Origin of the sequence: Acidovorax sp. Leaf191 (genome assembly GCF_001424425.1) — a bacterium.
In the GTDB taxonomy this organism is placed as follows: Bacteria; Pseudomonadota; Gammaproteobacteria; order Burkholderiales; family Burkholderiaceae_C; genus Acidovorax.
The window spans coordinates 1-15,874 of record NZ_LMPT01000010.1; the positions used below are offsets into that span (position 1 = coordinate 1).

Here is a 15,874-nt window from a genome sequence, read left to right on the forward strand (position 1 = left end):
GGACTTTCATCATGAACAAGACTGCACGTTTCCTCTCCATCGCCGCTGTGTCCGCTTTCGCTGCCTTCGGTGCCCACGCTGACGAAGCCGATGCTTCGCAATTCGCCGCCAAGTACGACACCAGCCGCACCCGCGCCGAAGTGATGGCCGAAGCCTCCACCGTGGCTGCCACCAGCAGCACCATTCCTTCCGGTTCGCGCGTCCTGTCCTTCACCTCCACGGCCGACCGCGCTGCCGTGCAGGCCCAGGCAGCAGAAGCCCTGCGCACCGGCCGCATCTCTTCGGGCGAAATCGGTTCGCTGTAATTTGCTGATATTGCGGCAGCATTAGCTGCTGTAGCCAAACTAAAAGTCAAAAGGCTGGGGCTCCTTTCGGAGCCCCAGCCTTTTTTGCGTTGGCGGCAGCAAAGCTTGCCAGCGCTATGACGCAGTGGTCGAAATAGGCAAAGCTGCCGCAAAAATCCTCAAATCAGCATAAACGAACATCCAAAACGCTCATGGAAATTCATTCAATCAAATACGTTTTCTGACCATTGTTTGAGGTGTTGCGAGCCCAGTCCAACAATAAGATGCGCGCCGAAGAATTGATACCTTTAATCTCCGCCAGCAAGCCATTCCCATGATCAAGGCCGCCGCGCTCTATGCAGCCCACTCAATCATCACCGACTTCGAAAATTCATCCCAATTCGCAGCACACGTAGCCTGGGGAGTGAACAGAAATCAGTTGATTCAACAACTTTTACATCGAATCAGTCACGGCCAATATTCCTGGCCTGACCAGGGCGATACCAGCCTTTGCGGGCCTGCAGCCTTCATGTTTTGTCTTATCCATGATAGACCCGACCTGTATGTAGGGCACATCATTGACTTGTGGACTGGCCGCCCTGCGACGCTGGGCCAACGCAGCATAAAGCCCAGCGCACAAGTTCGAACCACCGCAGAGACCCGGACGGAGACCGTCAACCCCAGGACTGGCGCCAAAGAAATGCAGACCGTCCCTCAAGCCGCTCGCATCAATGCCGTCGACTGGATCAGCATGGCAAGCCTGCGCAACGATAGCCCCAGTCTGATTCCGTTTTCCAGTTACGATCATCCGTCGGCCATGGCTTCAGCAATAACGAGGCCCGCATATTTGAAAGCCTGGTTCAATGAGGTGGACTCTACAACGCTGCTTGACAACACCAACGAAATTTTCCCAATGGCGGATTGGAAGGAACTGCTGGAATTGGCCCCTTACCAGCCTAGCGCCTGGGTAGTAATGCTGGTTTCCGCTGCCATGTTTGGCGGTTCTGGCAGCACCTACAAGAATCATTGGGTAGTATTGAACGGCCCTATCACGGTGAATGGAAGACCCATTAGCGGCTACTCGGCCAATCAGAAACCGGACCTTGCCACTGCCTCCGTCCAGGCTCGGATATTTACGTGGGGAGACGAAGCCAAGGGGTTGGCAAGCACTACTGCCTTGCCACACCTGTCACACTTTCTCAAGTGCTTTCACGGCGGCATCGCTTTCTCGTCCATCCCTTAGTACATCCAGCGATCTTCCAATGTTCTCGCCCCACTTGATATCGAACCGTTTTCCTTGGCGCGCGGCCTGGATTCGCACTGGCACCTCCATCGTGGCGACGCTGCTGGCCACCACAAGTCTGGTGCTGCACGCTGCTGGCGCACCGTCAATTCCCACCCCAACTTCCGATCCCGCTCCATCTTCGGGCAGCCGCATGCTGAACACACGCTCTCAGCCTGTGCCACTTCAGTCATTGGGCATGCTCGGCACTACCAGCGAAAGCGTACAGGCCGATTTTTCGCCCACCGGCGAAAGGTTTGCGCGCAGAAATGACAAAGAAATTGAGCTGTGGCAAACCTCGCCGCTCAAACGGCTCGTCCGCGTCGGAGCGAGCAACTGGACCGCCATCCATCAGATGCTGTTCAGCGCCAACGGTCAGCTGCACTACATTGACTACGACAGGCATCACTGGATCACGCCGGATCTGCAGCAAGGAACGGGTATCAAGATGAGCCTCTTGAGTGCAGATGGTCGGCACGCGCTGCGCATAGCACCGCAGGATGGTGAAGATGGTTTCGAGCCTATCTACTACGGTGCGACCAGCGATGTGTACGACCTGCAGGAAAAACGCAGCGTGTGCCAATTCCCGCACATTGATTTGTTGTCGGGCCCTGTTTTTGCCAATGGCTGGTTCGCGGTCCAACTGGCCTCTGTCGGGCCAAGGTCACCGCAACCACTGGCTGTGTGTGAGTTGGCCACGGGACGTGCAGTGCTCATGCCTTTTGGCGGGGCCAGCCGCTTGTACCCAACCTTGGATCCACAAGGTCGCTGGCTGATGGTCCACGCCAGCGGTACGCGCTTCCTGGGCTTGTCCAACTGGTCGGAACGCAAAGTCTTCGCCCTGCCTCTGGCACAGCACGCGTTCTCGCACAACCCTGACAACCAGCCCTACGCTTGTGTCCATTTGCCGTGTGGAAATCCCGACCCCTCGCCGATGGCAAACCAGCTACCCCAGTTCGCCCCATTCATGTCGCCCGATGGCTCCTGGCTCGTATTTCGCGGCAGCGAATCGCTGCAGATCTTCAGGAACCCCCATATGGCGCAAGTGGCCAAGCTGCCACATGCGGCCTTCAAAGACCCGTCCGCTGACGCAAAGACCGGGCACTACCGCATTGTGTTTTCAGCCAACAGCCGGTTCATGGGACTACAGGTGAACAACCACCTGTACCGCCTCGATCTGCAGGGTCAACCGTTGCAACTGCAAGAAATGGCGCCCCCGGTGGCCGACTTCAATCTGCAGGCCATCTCCAGCGACGGCCTGCATTGGCTGGTTCAGCACAAGACAGGGCCCCAGCAAACTTTTCAAGGCGCTCTGTGGCGTGGCAATCCTTGACCGGATTGCGAACACGAAACGCCTCAGACATGAAGTTGAAACAGGCCAACACGCGGCATTGACGCGGTCGGCCAACCCTCAGACTGCCGTCACTTCCCACCGCGCGCCGCAGCCACCGCGCCCTGCACTTCCTTCCACAGGTCTTCGCCGACATTGGCTGCAATGCTGGCGTTCACCGCGCCCAGCTTCTCGCGCATGCGGCTGGCTTCGGCGGATGACAGTTCGTTGACCTGCATGCCCTTGGCCTTGAGGTCGGCCAACGCCTTGGCGGCTTCGTCACGCGTGTCCTGGCGCTCGAAGTCGCGGCTCTTCCTGGCAGCGTCCAGCAGCACCTTTTGCTCGGCCTTGGAGAGGCCATCCCAGTACTTCTTGCTGACCAGCACGATCCAGGGGCTGTAGACGTGGTTGGTCACCGTAAGGTACTTCTGCACCTCGTAGAACTTGCTCGACAGGATGGTGTTGTACGGGTTCTCCTGGCCGTCGACCGTGTTGGTTTCCAGGGCGGTGAAGAGCTCCGAGAACGGCAGAGGCACGGCGTTGGCGCCGAGGGTCTTGAAGCTGTCGAGGAACACGTTGTTCTGCATCACGCGCAGCTTGATGCCGTTCATGTCCTCCAGCTTGGCCACGGGGCGCTTGCTGTTGGTCAGGTTGCGAAAGCCGTTCTCCCAGTACACCAGGCCCACCAGGCCTTTTTCCTGCAGCTTGTCCATCACCTTCTGGCCCACGGGGCCGTCGAGCACCACGTCGGCTTCCTTGGCGTTGTTGAACAGGAAGGGCGTGTCCCAGATGGCCATTTCCTTGGTGATACCCACCAAGGTGGCGGTGGAGCCCACCATCATCTCCTGCGCGCCGCCGACCAGCGCCTGCTGCATCTGCAGGTCCGAGCCCAGTGCGGCAGCACCGATGGCGCGCACCTTCATCTTGCCGCCCGACGCCTTTTCGACCTCCTGCGCAAACAGCTTGGTGGCGCGGCCCTGGTTGGACACTTCGTTGAGGCCATAGCCGAAGCGGATGATGCGCGGCTTGAAGTCCTGGGCGGCGGCCTGGAACGAGGCGGCAAAGGCAGCCACCGATAGGGCGGTCAGCAAGGTACGGCGGAAAGTCTTCATGGTTGTCTCCATTGGCAAAGAATTGAAAGGCACGAAAAAGAAAGCACCGCGGACATCACCGCATCCACGTGACGGGCAAGGTCACGATCTGGGGGAAAGCCACCAGTAGCGCCAGGATGAACACGTAGGTGATGAGGAACGGGTTGACGCCCTTGATGACGCTGTGCATCGAGATGCGGCCCACGCCGGCCACCACGTTGAGCACGGTGCCCACGGGCGGGGTGATGAGGCCGATGGCACCGTTGAGCACGAACATCAGGCCGAAGTAGACCGGGTCGATACCCGCCTTCACGGCAATCGGCAGCATCACGGGCGCGAAGATCAGGATGGTGGGCGTGAGGTCGAGCGCCGTACCGATGAGCACCAGCACGATCATCATCACCGCCATCAGGACGCGGGGGTTCTCCACCAGCGGGCCGAGCCAGCCGGTCAGCACGGTGGGCAGGTCGGCCAGCGTGATCATGTAGCTGGCCACCTGGGCGCCAGCGCACAGGAACATCACGATGGCGGTGGTCTTGGCGGCGCGCACCAGCACGCTGTAGATCTCGGACACCTTCATCTCGCGGTGCACGAACAGCGCGACCACCAGGGCATAGAAGGCTGCGACGACCGCCGCCTCGGTGGGCGTGAACACGCCGGACTTCATGCCGCCGATGATGATCAACGGCATCAGCATGGCCCAGAAGGCCTTGAGCGTGGCGCGCAGGCGCTCGCGCAGGGGCAAGGCAGGCCGGCTGTCGGGCAGGTCGATGCCGCGCAGCACCCAGCGCCACGCGAAGATCAGGCCCACGCCCATCATCAACCCGGGCACGATGCCCGAGACGAACAGCGCCGAGATCGATGTGTTGGTCGTCACGCCGTAGATCACGAAGGGCATGGACGGCGGAATGATGGGGGCGATGATCCCGCCCGAGGCGATCAGCCCGGCCGATGTGTTCATCGGGTAGCCCTGCTGGCGCATCATGGGCAGCAGGATGGTGGCCAGCGCCGCCGTGTCGGCCAGGGCCGATCCGCTCATGCTGGCCATGAGGACCGCCGCGCCGATGGCCACGTAGCCCAGCCCGCCGCGGATGTGGCCCACCCAGGCCTGCGCCATGTCGATGATGCGCCGGCTGATGCCGCCGGAATTCATGAGCTCGCCGGCCAGGATGAAGAAGGGCACGGCGAGCAGCGGGAAGCTGTCGACCCCGGCCACGAGGTTCTGGGCCAGCAGCTGGGTGTCGAAGAAGTCGAGCACCCAGGCCATGCCGGCGCCGGTGAGCACCAGGGCCAGGCCCATGTTCATGCCGGTGCCCATGAACACCAGCATGCCCAGCGAAAAGACGATGAAAGCCTGAGCTTCGGGACCCATGTGCATCACTCCACTTCTGCGCCGTGACCCAGGTCCAGCGGCTTGCGTTGAATCAGTTCGATGAAGGCCATCACACCGATGGCCATCGCGCACAGGAAGGCAGGCAGCGGCAGCAGCGCGGCCGAGTAGCCCAGCACCACCGAGTGGCTGCCCAGACCCACCACCACCTGCTGCCATGCTCCCCAGGCCAGCATGGCGCAGGCGGCGATCACCAGCAGCCGGATCAGCGCGCTGAGCGCTGCAAAAGCCAGCGGCCGCCGGGCCAGCAAGCCGGCCAGGCTGGTAAAGGCCATGTGTTCACCCGCGGGGTAGGCGGCCGCCGCGCCGATGAACACCATCCACACGAACAGCAGGCGCGACAGCTCTTCGCTGGCCACCACGCCGCTGCCAAAGCCATAGCGCAGCACCACGTTGACGAAGACCGCCACGGCCATCACGCCCAGGCAGGCGGCCATCAGGGCCTCGGCCGTCCGGGTGAAGCGGCCCGCCGGCCGGGGTGTGGGGGAATCGGGCGGGAGGGGTGTGTTGCTCATGCTGCCTCCGTGGCGGCAATCCAGGCGGACGCCTGTTGTTGAAGGGTTGCCAGGTCCACCGTGGCATCGAGCCGCAGCACGCCGGCCTCACCGACGGGCGACTCCAGCGTGGCGAACTGGCTGTCGACCAGGGCGGTGGAAAAGAAGTGGGTCCCCGCCCGCGCCGCCACGCGCTGGCCGGCACTGGCGCGGTCGATCTCCAGGAACACGAAGCGCAGCCCGGGGCAGGCATTGCGCAGGCGGTCGCGGTACGCCTTCTTGAGCGCCGAGCAGGTCAGCACCACGCCCTGCGGGTGCGCCTGCAGCAGTTGGCCCAGCGTGGCGAGCCAGCCCTCGCGGTCGGCGTCGGTGAGCGCGATGCCCTGGCGCATCTTTTCCCGGCTGGCGGGGCTGTGGTGGTCGTCCCCTTCGATCAGGGGCAGGCGCTCGGCCTGGGCCAGGGCGGAACCCAGGCTGGACTTGCCGCAACCTGCCACACCCATGACCACCAGAAACACCGATGACGGTACAAAATTCATATTGGTAGCGCTATCCAACGAACTTTTGAAAAAGCATCCTTGCCGGATGCTCAAAATACAGAGGAAATTTCCGCCTCTTCGGATAAAAATCAGGCATTCGCCTTGTCCAAGCCAATGGACAGCGCTATCCTAACCAGATCCCAGCCCATACCCATCCGGGTTAACCCTTTGAACAAACCAGAGTCCCGCCGCCGCTCCAGCGGCCGCATCACGCTCAGCGACGTGGCCAAAACCGCCGGGGTGAGCCCCATCACCGCGTCGCGCGCACTGCGCGGCGAGCGGGGTGTGGCCCAGGAGCTGGTGCAGCGTGTGAAGGATGCCGCGCAGCAAATGGGCTACGTGCCCGACCCCGCAGCCCGCGCACTCGCCTCGCAACGCAGCGTGCAGGTGCCGGTGCTGGTGCCGCTGCTGTCCAACGCACTGTTCGTCGACGTGCTGGACGCCGTGCACCGCACCCTCTTCCCGCACGGCTACCAGGCGCTGATCGGCGTGACGCACTACGACCCGCAGGAAGAAGAGCAGTTGCTGCGCACCTACCTGGCCCACCGCCCGGCGGGCCTGCTGGTGACGGGCTTTGACCGCACCGAGGCATCGCGCCAGATGATCGCCACCAGCGGCGTGCCCTGCGTGCACCTGATGGAGATGACGTCGGCGCACGGCGTGTACTGCGTGGGCTTTTCGCAGCAGGATGCAGGCCACGCCATGACGGCGCATTTGCTCGCGCAGGGCCGCAAGCACGTCGCGTTCGTCGCGGCGCAGCTGGACCCGCGCACCCTGCAGCGCGCCGAAGGCTACCGCCGCTGCCTGCGCGAGGCGGGCCTCTACGACCCGCGGCTGGAGCTGCTCAGCGCCCAGCCGTCCTCCATCCGCCTGGGCGCCGAGCTCCTGGAAGAAGTGCTGCGCACCCGCCCCGGCGTGGATGCCGTCTTCTTCTGCAACGACGATCTGGCGCAGGGCGGCGTGCTGGCGGCGCACCGGCTGGGGCTGTCCGTTCCGGGCCAGGTGGCGATTGCAGGGTTCAACGACCTGGCGGGCAGCGACCAGATGCTGCCGCCGCTGACCACCGTGCGCACACCGCGTTCGGCGATTGGCGAGGCCAGTGCGCAGATGCTGCTGGCGCTGATGCGGGGCGAACTGCCGGATCAGAACTCGGTGGACCTGGGCTTCGAGCTGACGGTGCGCGGGAGCACGTAGCCCCAGGCACGGCCGCTTCGCGGCGTCCTCCGGAGGAGGCTACCGGTGGCACGCGCAGCCGCATTCCGGGCATTGCTGGTCGTGGCAGCGCCCATTGCGAACGCGCTGCAGCCTGGCCAAGCTGGGGCAGGCTGTGCCGGCGAGGTTGGGGCCTTACACCGGGGCCAGCTCGCGGCTCGAAGACGACGCCCCCTTGCCCTTCATCTCCTTGCGCAACGCCACCGCATCCCGCGCCTGGTTTGGCGCCGACGCGTCGATGCGGAACACCTGCACCGTCTCGGTCATGGTCTGCGCCTGGCCGTTGAGCTGCATGGCCGAGGCGGCGTTTTCCTCCACCAGCGCGGCGTTCTGCTGCGTGATGGTGTCCAGCTGCGCGACGGCCGAATTGACCTGCGAGATGCCGCTGAGCTGCTCGTTGGAAGCGCTGTGGATCTCGCCGATCAGCGTGTTCACGCGGCGCACCAGCTCCAGCGACTCGGTCATGGTCTTCTGGGCGGCGTCGGTCTTCGCGTGGCCTTCGCTCACCTTGTTGGCCGAGTCGTCGATGAGCTGGCGGATCTCCTTGGCGGCCGATTGCGTGCGGTGCGACAGGCTGCGCACCTCCGATGCCACCACCGCAAAGCCCCGGCCCTGCTCGCCCGCGCGTGCGGCCTCGACCGCCGCATTCAGCGCCAGGATGTTGGTCTGGAACGCGATGGAGTCGATGAGCTGCGTGATCTCGCTGATGCGGCCGGATGCGGCCTGGATCTGCTTCATGGTGCTGGCCACGCCATCGACCGCCTCGCTGCTGCGCTCGGCCACCTGGGTGGCCTGCGTGGCCAGCACGGTGGCCTGGCGCGCGGACTCGGCGGTCTGCTTGACGGTGCCGGTGATCTCTTCCATGGATGCGGCCGTCTGCTGCAGGTTGCTGGCCTGGGCCTCGGTGCGCGACGACAGGTCCTGGTTGCCCTGCGCGATCTCGCGCGTGGAGACCTGCATGTGCTCGCTTTCCTGCCGGGCGTCGCGCACGATGGACAGCAGGTTCACGTTGAGCTGCGCCAGCGCCTTTTGCAGGTCGCCCACGGTGTCGCTGCGCGACGCGGTGATCTTTTGCGTGAGGTCGCCGGCGGCCATGCGGTTGGCCCAGCGCAGCATCTGCGCCAGCGGAGCGACGGTGGCCTTGTGCAGGTACGACGCCATGCCCAGCGCCAGCAGCACCACCGCCACCCAGGCCACGCCGGATGCGACCGTCATCTGGTGCCCGCCCAGCCAGGCGGCGCCGAAGGAGACGATCACCAGCAGCAAGGTGCACAGCATCATCTTGCCCATGGGCCCCAGGCGCACCGCGTTGGCCAGACGCCCCCACGAGGTGTTCTTCACCACCTGGCCGGCGCGCAGCACGTGCACCTGCGCGCCCGCCTGTTTCTCGGCCTGCATCTGTCGGTATAGCTGGTCGGACGCGTTGATCTGCTCGCGCGTGGCCTCGGTGCGCACCGACATGTAGCCGGTGGGCTGGTCGCCCTGCATCAGCGGGGTGACGTTGGCCATGACCCAGTAGAAGGAGCCGTCCTTGCGGCGGTTCTTGACCGCTGCCGACCAGGGCGCCCCGCTGGCGATGGTCTCCCACATATCGCGGAAGGCCTCCTCGGGCATGTCCGGGTGCCGGATCATGTTGTGGGGCTGGCCCAGAAGCTCTTCCTTTTCGTACCCGCTGACCTCGATGAACATCGGGTTGCAGTAGAGGATGCGGCCCTTGAGGTCGGTGGTCGAGACCAGGGTCTCACCCTTGGGGAAGGCATATTCTTGCGTGCTGACCGGGAGATTGACGCGCATGGAAAACCCTTTCGTGGAGATGCCTCGCACCCCAGCGGGAGAACTCGGCTGTTCTGAAAGCCGATCACATGCTAAGACCCGAATCGGTTTTTTTGAAACAACTAAATGTCCACCGGGCAGATTCTCCATCGTGGTGCAGTGCACCAACTCCAGGCCCAGCTGCCGCGCGGCGCCGCACCATAACGGAGGACGCTGCAGACACGATATTCAAATTAATAGCAGTAACCCCTTATGGAGCAAGCGTCAGGCGGCCAAAAGGCTTGAGATGGTGCAGCACCAACCGCTGGCATAGCCATTGCTTCGTGGAGGCTGCAGCCAAAGCTGGCTGCATGGCAGCCCGGTGCAACGGCGGATTGGGCGAACAGGACGTCGGCGTCTTCACGGAATGCGTACAGGCTCTGCAGTAGCAGCAGCCTGCGCGGTCCGTGCAGGCGCCTTTTTGTTTTTCTGGCCCGGTTGCAGATGGAGCTCCCTCCCGCCATCGCAGCCTTTCAGCGCTTCGCACACGACAGCCATGCTTCAATTTCGAGAGTTCCTCAAATCCGGCCACGCCCCCACGCTGTGGTCGTCGTTCCTGTACTTCGGGTTTTCGTGCGCCATCTGGGTGATCAACGGCGCGATGGCGCCCTTCATCCGCGAAAGCTTCAACCTCACGCCCACGCAGATGGGCATGATGCTGTCGATCCCCATCTTCGCGGGCGCGCTGATGCGCTTTCCGCTGGGCATCCTCGCGCAGTACATCGGCCGCAAGCGCGCCACGCTGGTCGAGATGGCGGGCATCTTCTTCGCCATGGGCTATGGCTTCCTGTTCGTGCACACCTACAACGACCTGCTGGCCATGGGCGTGCTGCTGGGCGTGGCGGGCGCGAGCTTCGGCGTGGCGCTGTCGCTGGGTTCGGGCTCCTTCCCCCCGCGCTACAAGGGCCTGGCCATGGGCATCGTGGGCGCGGGCAACGTGGGCACGGCGGTGGCAGCCCTGCTCGCACCCGCACTGGCGCAGAAGTTCGGCTGGCAGGCGGTGTACGGCTTTGCGGCGGTGAGCGTGGCCATCCCTGCGCTGGTGATGGCGGTGTACGCCAAGGAGCCGCCAGACTTGGCGCCCCATTCGAGCTTTCGCGACCACATCGCCTGCCTGTTCGAGAAGGACGGCTGGGCCTTCAGCCTGATCTACGCCGTGACGTTTGGCGGCTTCATCGGCCTGACCACGTTTTTGCCCAGCTACTTCAACGACCAGTTCGGCGTGAGCAAGGTGCAGGCGGGGCAACTGACGATGATGGCGGCCTTTCTGGGCGCGGCGCTGCGCATCTTCGGCGGCTGGCTGTCGGACCACTGGGGCGGCGTGAACACGCTGACTGGCGTGCTGGCCATCACCGCAGTGAGCATGGTGCTGTGCGGCCTGGCGGAGAACTCCCTGCCCGTCACCATGCTGCTGTTCCTGCTGTGCTTTGCCGCACTGGGCGCAGGCAACGGTGCACTGTTCCAGCTGGTGCCCCTGCGCTGGCCGCTGACCACGGCGGTGGCCGGATCGATGATCGGCGAGATCGGCGCACTGGGCGGCGGCCTGATCCCCAATGGCATGGGCATCTCGCGCCAGTACACGGGCACGTACCTGTGGGGCTTCGTCGGGATCGCCGTGTGTGCGCTGGCCATGCTGGTGCTGCTGCGGGTGATGCAGCAGCGCTGGACGCGGACCTGGGCAGAAAAGGGCGGCCGTGCGCGCAGCGCATGACGTGCGTGAGCACGTGAGCGCGAAGCGCTTGCCGACCTTTCGCTAAAAGGGCGGCCGTGCGCGCAGCGTATGACGGGTGCCAGCACTTGCGACCTTTAGTTAAAAGGCGGACACACATAAGGCTTGGGGGTGCCCGACCCTCTACGTCCACACGCTCCATGCTGAGCGCTTAAAACCCCCTCTCCCCTCGCGGGAGAGGGTTGGGGAGAGGGGGCAGAACAGGCAGTGCGCCCAGTTGTACAAACCCCCTCCCCCGCCCTCTCCCACAAGGGGAGAGGGAGTCAATACCGCGCCGCGCTGGGTGGTGAAGCTCTGGCGCCAAATCAAGGCGCAGAAAAGCGCTGCACTTCAAATAAAAACCGCCCCTACCGCTTTCTGGAAAAGCGCTAACAGCTACACTTTTGATAGCAAAACAATCCCCACCCTACCTCGGCAAAAACACCAGCCAATACACCAGCAGCACATTCACCAGCACGCTCACCACCAGCGCGATCTTCCACAGCGCCATAGCGTCGCGCTGCATCAAAGGCTGGGGCCTGGCAGGCGCCAGCGGGCGCGAGGCACCGCGCTCCAGCGCCAGCAGAAGTTCCTCGGCCGTCTCGAATCGCTGCGCACGCTGCCGTGCCACGGCCTTCAACGCAATGTGATCGAGCCAGATCGGCACGCCCGGGTGGTGGCGGCTGGGAGCCACGGGGTCACGGTGGTAGCGGCCCAGCTGGTAGGGCACGACGTCGCCATACGGCAGACGGCCCTGGCTGAGCAGTTGGTACAGCGTCACCCCGAGGGCAAACAGGTCGCTGCCGGCATCGGGCAGTTGCCCCTCGGTGTCTGCGCTGCGCTCGTAACCCGGCCACTGCTCGGGGTTCATGTAGGTAGGGGTGCCCGCGTGCAGGCGGCGCGTGGCGGTGGGTTCGCGGCCGGACAAGGCCACGCCCAGGTCCAGCACGCGCAGCACGCCGTCGTCGCCCAGGTGCAGGTTGTCGGGCTTGATGTCCCGGTGCACCACGCCCTGGCGGTGCAGCCAGCCCAGCACCCGCGCGGCCTGCACGGTGACCGCCAGGGTCTGGGCCACGCTCAGGTGCTCGCGGCGGCGCAGGCGCTGGCCCAGCGTGGCGCCTGCATGCCAGTCGTACAGCAGGTAGAAGGCGCTGGGGCCGGGGAGCGCGGCCTCGTCCGCGGTGGCGCTGGCACTGGTTCCCGCACCGTGGGGCGGCCAGTCGTTCAGCCGCGCCAGGTGCGTGGCCGCCTGGCCGGACTGCATGCGCCGCGCCACCCAGGCTTCGTGGGCCAGCGTGGCGCGTTCTTCGGTGTCATGGGCGCGCGACGGCAGCAGGGTCTTGAGGGCGTACAGCCGCTGCGTGGCGCCCTCGCGCCCGGCATCGCGGACCTGGTAGATGCGGTGGATGCCGCTGTCGGCCACCAGCGCCGTCACCGTGAGGCCGTCGACCTGGTCGCCCACCTTGAGCAGCGGCAGCACGGGCAGGTCCTGGGCGCGGCGGGACTCGTCCTGCAGCGTGGCCTCCTGCACGCCCTGCACGCGCACCACCAGCGCGGTCACGTTGTCGTTGCTGCCGCGGCGCAGTGCGGCTTCGGTCAGCGCATCGCTCAAGGCCTGCGCGGTGCCGCCCTCGCGCAGCAGGTGGCGCAGCTCGCGCTCGGGCACGCGGCCATGCACGCCGTCGGACAGCAGCACGAACAGGTCGCCGCTGTGCAGCTCGCCCTGGCTGTAGTCGACCACCACGTGGTCGTCCAGCCCCATGGCGCGGGTGATCTGGTGCGCGAAGTCGCGCTGCGCCATCACGTGGTCGGTGGTCAGCAACTGCAGGCGGCCGCCGCGCAGCAGATAAGCCCGCGTGTCGCCCACGTGGGCCAGCGTGTACGACTGCCCCCGCAGCACCAGGGCTGTGAGGGTGGTCAGCCCCACCGCGGGCTGGCGGCGCCGGTTCATGGACGCCAGCCAGCCGTTGTGCGCACTCAAGATGCGGTCCAGCGCCACCGTGGTGTCCCAGGTGTCGGGCGTGGCGAAGTAGTCGTTCACCAGCGTGTTCACGGTGGTCTGCGCGGCCTCGCGGCCATTGCCGCCGGTGCTCACGCCATCAGCAATGGCGGCAATGGCGCCCCGCTCGCGGTCGCGCCCTTGCCCTTCCACCAGCGCGGCAAAGTCCTCGTTCAGCGGCTTGCGCCCCGCCTCGGAGGTGAACCCAAAGTCCAGTTCAAAACTCATGCACCAGCTCCATGCAGGTTTCATGCCCAAGGTGGTGCATGCCGCGCCAGGCCAGGGCGCCCGCACCCAGCGCCTGCGCAGCCCTGGGGCCGATGCGCACCACCACCCAGCCGTCCCGCCGCGTGCCGCCCCACATCAGTGCGCAGCGACTGGCACAGGCATTGCTTTACACCACCAACGACCCTTCGGGGTCTCGCGGCTCCCCCTTGCAATGGCGCACGGAAGAGCTGCCCGGACAAAGGCGTCCCCACATGCCGTTTCGAGATGGATCGAGGCAGCATCGTGAGGGACGCCTTTTTTGTTTTTCGCACTGGCCCCGCAGTGGCGCAGAAGGAGTCATGAATGAAAAAGCTCAAACTGGTGATGGTAGGCAACGGCATGGCCGGCGTGCGCACCCTGGAAGAGCTGCTCAAGATTGCCCCCGACCTGTACGACATCACGGTCTTCGGCGCCGAGCCCCACCCCAACTACAACCGCATCATGCTGTCGCCCGTGCTGGCGGGCGAGCAGACCCTCGACGAGATCATCCTGAACGACTGGTCCTGGTACACCGATCACCACATCGCGCTGCACACCGGCTTCACGGTGAACGAGGTGGACCGCGTGCGCCGCGTGGTCAGCGCCACCAACAGCGCAGGCGATGTGGTCACGGCCGAGTACGACCGGCTGATCCTCGCCACCGGCTCCAACCCCTTCATCCTGCCCGTGCCCGGCAAGGACCTGGCGGGTGTGCTCGCCTACCGCGACATTGCCGACACGCAGGCCATGATCGACGCTGCCGCCACCTACCAGCACGCCGTGGTCATCGGCGGCGGCCTGCTGGGCCTGGAGGCCGCCAACGGCCTCATGAAGCGCGGCATGACGGTGAGCGTGGTGCACGTGGGCAACACGCTCATGGAACGCCAGCTCGACGACGTGGCCGGCCGCATGCTGCAGCAGACGCTGCAGGAGCGCGGCATGAATTTCCTCCTCAACGCCCAGACGCAAGAGCTGGTGGGCGGCGCCGACGGCCGCGTCACGGCCGTGAAGTTCAAGGACGGCCGCACGGTGCCCGCCGACCTCGTGGTGATGACCGTGGGCGTGCGCCCCAACACCGCGCTGGCCGAAAAGATGCGCCTGCACGTGAACCGCGGCATCGTGGTCAGCGACACGCTGCAGACCATCACCGACGCCCGCATCTACGCGGTGGGCGAATGCGCCGCGCACCGGGGCGTCGCGTACGGCCTGGTGGCCCCGCTGTTCGAGCAGGGCAAGGTGCTGGCCAACCACCTGGCAGAGATGGGCATCGACCGCTACCAGGGCTCGCAGACGTCCACCAAGCTCAAGGTCACGGGCATCGACCTGTTCTCGGCGGGGGACTTCCAGGGTGACGAACACACCGAGGAGATCGTGATGAGCGACCCCATGACCGGCATGTACAAAAAGCTCGTCATCAAGGACAACAAACTGGTGGGCGCCTGCCTGTACGGCGACACGGTGGACGGCAGCTGGTACTTCGAGCTGCTGCGCGAGGGCCGCGCGGTCGAAGAGATCCGCGACCAGCTGATGTTCGGCCCGTCGAGCGCGGACTGACCGCCTCCATCCACAACCCACTTGCGCAACGCTACCCCAAGGCCACCACGATGAAGACTGCCGCCGCCCGCCTGCCCGCCGACCTGCACCGCAGAACCCTGCTGACCACCGCAGGCGCTGCAGCGGTGGCCTGCGCCCTGGCCGGGATGGCCCGGCCAGCACACGCACAGGTCGCCAACCTCAACGACGCCATCAACAAGGCCGGCCGCCAGCGCATGCTCAGCCAGCGCATGGGCAAGGCCTGGCTGGCCCTGGCGCACAAGGTGCAGGAGAACGCCGCACGCCAGGTGCTGGAGCAGTCCGTGGCGCTGTTCGAGCGCCAGCTGGCCGAACTCAAGGCCTACGCGCCCACCCCGGTGATCCGCGAGACCTACGGCCAGCTCGACACCGCCTGGGCCGCCCACAAGGCCACGCTGATGGCCGGCACGCCCGCACTGGCCGGCGCCGCCCCCATGCTGCAGGCCGACGCCAAGGTGCTGGCCCTGGCCCACCTGGGCACCGTGCAGTACGAGGCCGCTTCGGGCAAACCTGTGGGCCACCTGGTCAACGTGGCGGGGCGCCAGCGCATGCTGAGCCAGCGCATGGCCAAGTTCTACCTGGCGGCGCTGCTGCCAGTGGACGCCGCAGCGGCTGCGTCCGAAATCGCCAAGGCGCGCACCGAGTTCGTGGCGGCCAACGAGGTGCTGCGCAAGGCACCAGAAGCCAATGACCGCATCCGCCAGGAGCTGCAGCTGGCCGACGGGCAATGGGTGTTCTTCGACGCGGCCCTGCAGCGCATGCAGGCCGGCAATGCCACGGGCAACACGGCGAGGCTGGTGTCCGATGTGTTCGTCGCCAGCGAGAACCTGCTGTCCAGCATGGACAAGGTGACAGGCCTCTATGCGGCCCTGGCCAACTGACAGGCCGCCATCGCCCACCGCCCCACACCATCAC

The 15,874-nt window shown here is 65.3% G+C and carries 13 protein-coding genes and 1 pseudogene; 7 read left to right on the top strand and 7 right to left on the bottom strand.

Features of this window, described 5'->3' with window-relative positions; genetic code table 11:
• The first annotated feature begins 11 nt into the window (after nucleotides 1-11).
• The 3 genes from ASG27_RS08245 (at nucleotide 12) to ASG27_RS08255 (ending at nucleotide 2,899) form a co-directional block, all read left to right on the top strand.
• Nucleotides 12-305, top strand: coding sequence for a hypothetical protein (locus ASG27_RS08245; RefSeq protein ID WP_056416233.1), 294 nt, complete (start codon nucleotides 12-14; stop codon nucleotides 303-305).
• 313 nt (nucleotides 306-618) lie between these two features.
• Nucleotides 619-1,527, top strand: a complete 909-nt coding sequence (locus ASG27_RS08250) for a hypothetical protein (RefSeq protein ID WP_156370656.1) — start codon at nucleotides 619-621, stop codon at nucleotides 1,525-1,527.
• Between the two features lie 19 nt (nucleotides 1,528-1,546).
• Nucleotides 1,547-2,899: a hypothetical protein gene (locus ASG27_RS08255; RefSeq protein WP_156370658.1), complete on the top strand. Its 1,353-nt coding sequence runs from the start codon at nucleotides 1,547-1,549 to the stop codon at nucleotides 2,897-2,899.
• Nucleotides 2,900-2,988: 89 nt separating this feature from the next.
• Here the strand turns inward: ASG27_RS08255 and ASG27_RS08260 are convergent, their stop codons facing one another.
• From ASG27_RS08260 to ASG27_RS08275, 4 genes are read right to left on the bottom strand one after another with little or no spacing between them, the layout of a single operon-like run.
• The gene (locus ASG27_RS08260) at nucleotides 2,989-4,008 is read right to left on the bottom strand and encodes a TRAP transporter substrate-binding protein (protein ID WP_056414992.1); all 1,020 of its coding nucleotides are present in this window, start codon (nucleotides 4,006-4,008) and stop codon (nucleotides 2,989-2,991) included.
• A gap of 55 nt (nucleotides 4,009-4,063) precedes the next feature.
• Nucleotides 4,064-5,359, bottom strand: a complete 1,296-nt coding sequence (locus tag ASG27_RS08265) for a TRAP transporter large permease (RefSeq protein WP_056416231.1) — start codon at nucleotides 5,357-5,359, stop codon at nucleotides 4,064-4,066.
• A gap of 5 nt (nucleotides 5,360-5,364) precedes the next feature.
• A complete protein-coding gene (locus ASG27_RS08270; protein ID WP_056414989.1) occupies nucleotides 5,365-5,892 on the bottom strand; it encodes a TRAP transporter small permease in 528 nt (175 codons plus the stop codon).
• Nucleotides 5,889-6,374 (bottom strand): gluconokinase, encoded by a 486-nt coding sequence (locus tag ASG27_RS08275; protein WP_056416228.1) that lies wholly within the window; start codon nucleotides 6,372-6,374, stop codon nucleotides 5,889-5,891. The genes ASG27_RS08270 and ASG27_RS08275 overlap by 4 nt, the downstream gene beginning before the upstream one ends.
• A 204-nt stretch (nucleotides 6,375-6,578) precedes the next feature.
• Between ASG27_RS08275 and ASG27_RS08280 the strand changes: the two genes are divergently transcribed.
• Nucleotides 6,579-7,604 carry a LacI family DNA-binding transcriptional regulator gene (locus tag ASG27_RS08280; protein ID WP_056414986.1) on the top strand — a complete coding sequence of 342 codons (1,026 nt, stop codon included), beginning with the start codon at nucleotides 6,579-6,581 and terminating at the stop codon, nucleotides 7,602-7,604.
• Nucleotides 7,605-7,757: 153 nt separating this feature from the next.
• On the opposite strand, the gene ASG27_RS08285 is transcribed toward ASG27_RS08280, so the two are convergent.
• Complete coding sequence (locus tag ASG27_RS08285) at nucleotides 7,758-9,416, bottom strand: methyl-accepting chemotaxis protein (RefSeq protein ID WP_056414983.1); 1,659 nt, start codon at nucleotides 9,414-9,416, stop codon at nucleotides 7,758-7,760.
• Between the two features lie 514 nt (nucleotides 9,417-9,930).
• Here ASG27_RS08285 and ASG27_RS08290 point away from each other — a divergent pair.
• Nucleotides 9,931-11,145, top strand: a complete 1,215-nt coding sequence (locus ASG27_RS08290; RefSeq protein WP_056414980.1) for an MFS transporter — start codon at nucleotides 9,931-9,933, stop codon at nucleotides 11,143-11,145.
• Nucleotides 11,146-11,569: 424 nt separating this feature from the next.
• Here the strand turns inward: ASG27_RS08290 and ASG27_RS08295 are convergent, their stop codons facing one another.
• Both ASG27_RS08295 and ASG27_RS27145 read right to left on the bottom strand, forming a co-directional pair.
• Nucleotides 11,570-13,369: a bifunctional protein-serine/threonine kinase/phosphatase gene (locus ASG27_RS08295; RefSeq protein ID WP_056414977.1), complete on the bottom strand. Its 1,800-nt coding sequence runs from the start codon at nucleotides 13,367-13,369 to the stop codon at nucleotides 11,570-11,572.
• On the bottom strand, nucleotides 13,359-13,505 hold the full coding sequence (locus tag ASG27_RS27145) for a hypothetical protein (protein WP_156371514.1): 147 nt from the start codon (nucleotides 13,503-13,505) through the stop codon (nucleotides 13,359-13,361). Before ASG27_RS27145 ends, ASG27_RS08295 begins: the two co-directional genes overlap by 11 nt.
• A 206-nt stretch (nucleotides 13,506-13,711) precedes the next feature.
• Between ASG27_RS27145 and ASG27_RS08300 the strand changes: the two are divergent.
• Nucleotides 13,712-14,932: pseudogene (locus ASG27_RS08300) on the top strand (NAD(P)/FAD-dependent oxidoreductase); the annotation flags it as partial.
• Nucleotides 14,933-14,991: 59 nt separating this feature from the next.
• Nucleotides 14,992-15,840 carry a type IV pili methyl-accepting chemotaxis transducer N-terminal domain-containing protein gene (locus tag ASG27_RS08305; protein WP_082485941.1) on the top strand — a complete coding sequence of 283 codons (849 nt, stop codon included), beginning with the start codon at nucleotides 14,992-14,994 and terminating at the stop codon, nucleotides 15,838-15,840.
• Nucleotides 15,841-15,874: the final 34 nt, after the last annotated feature.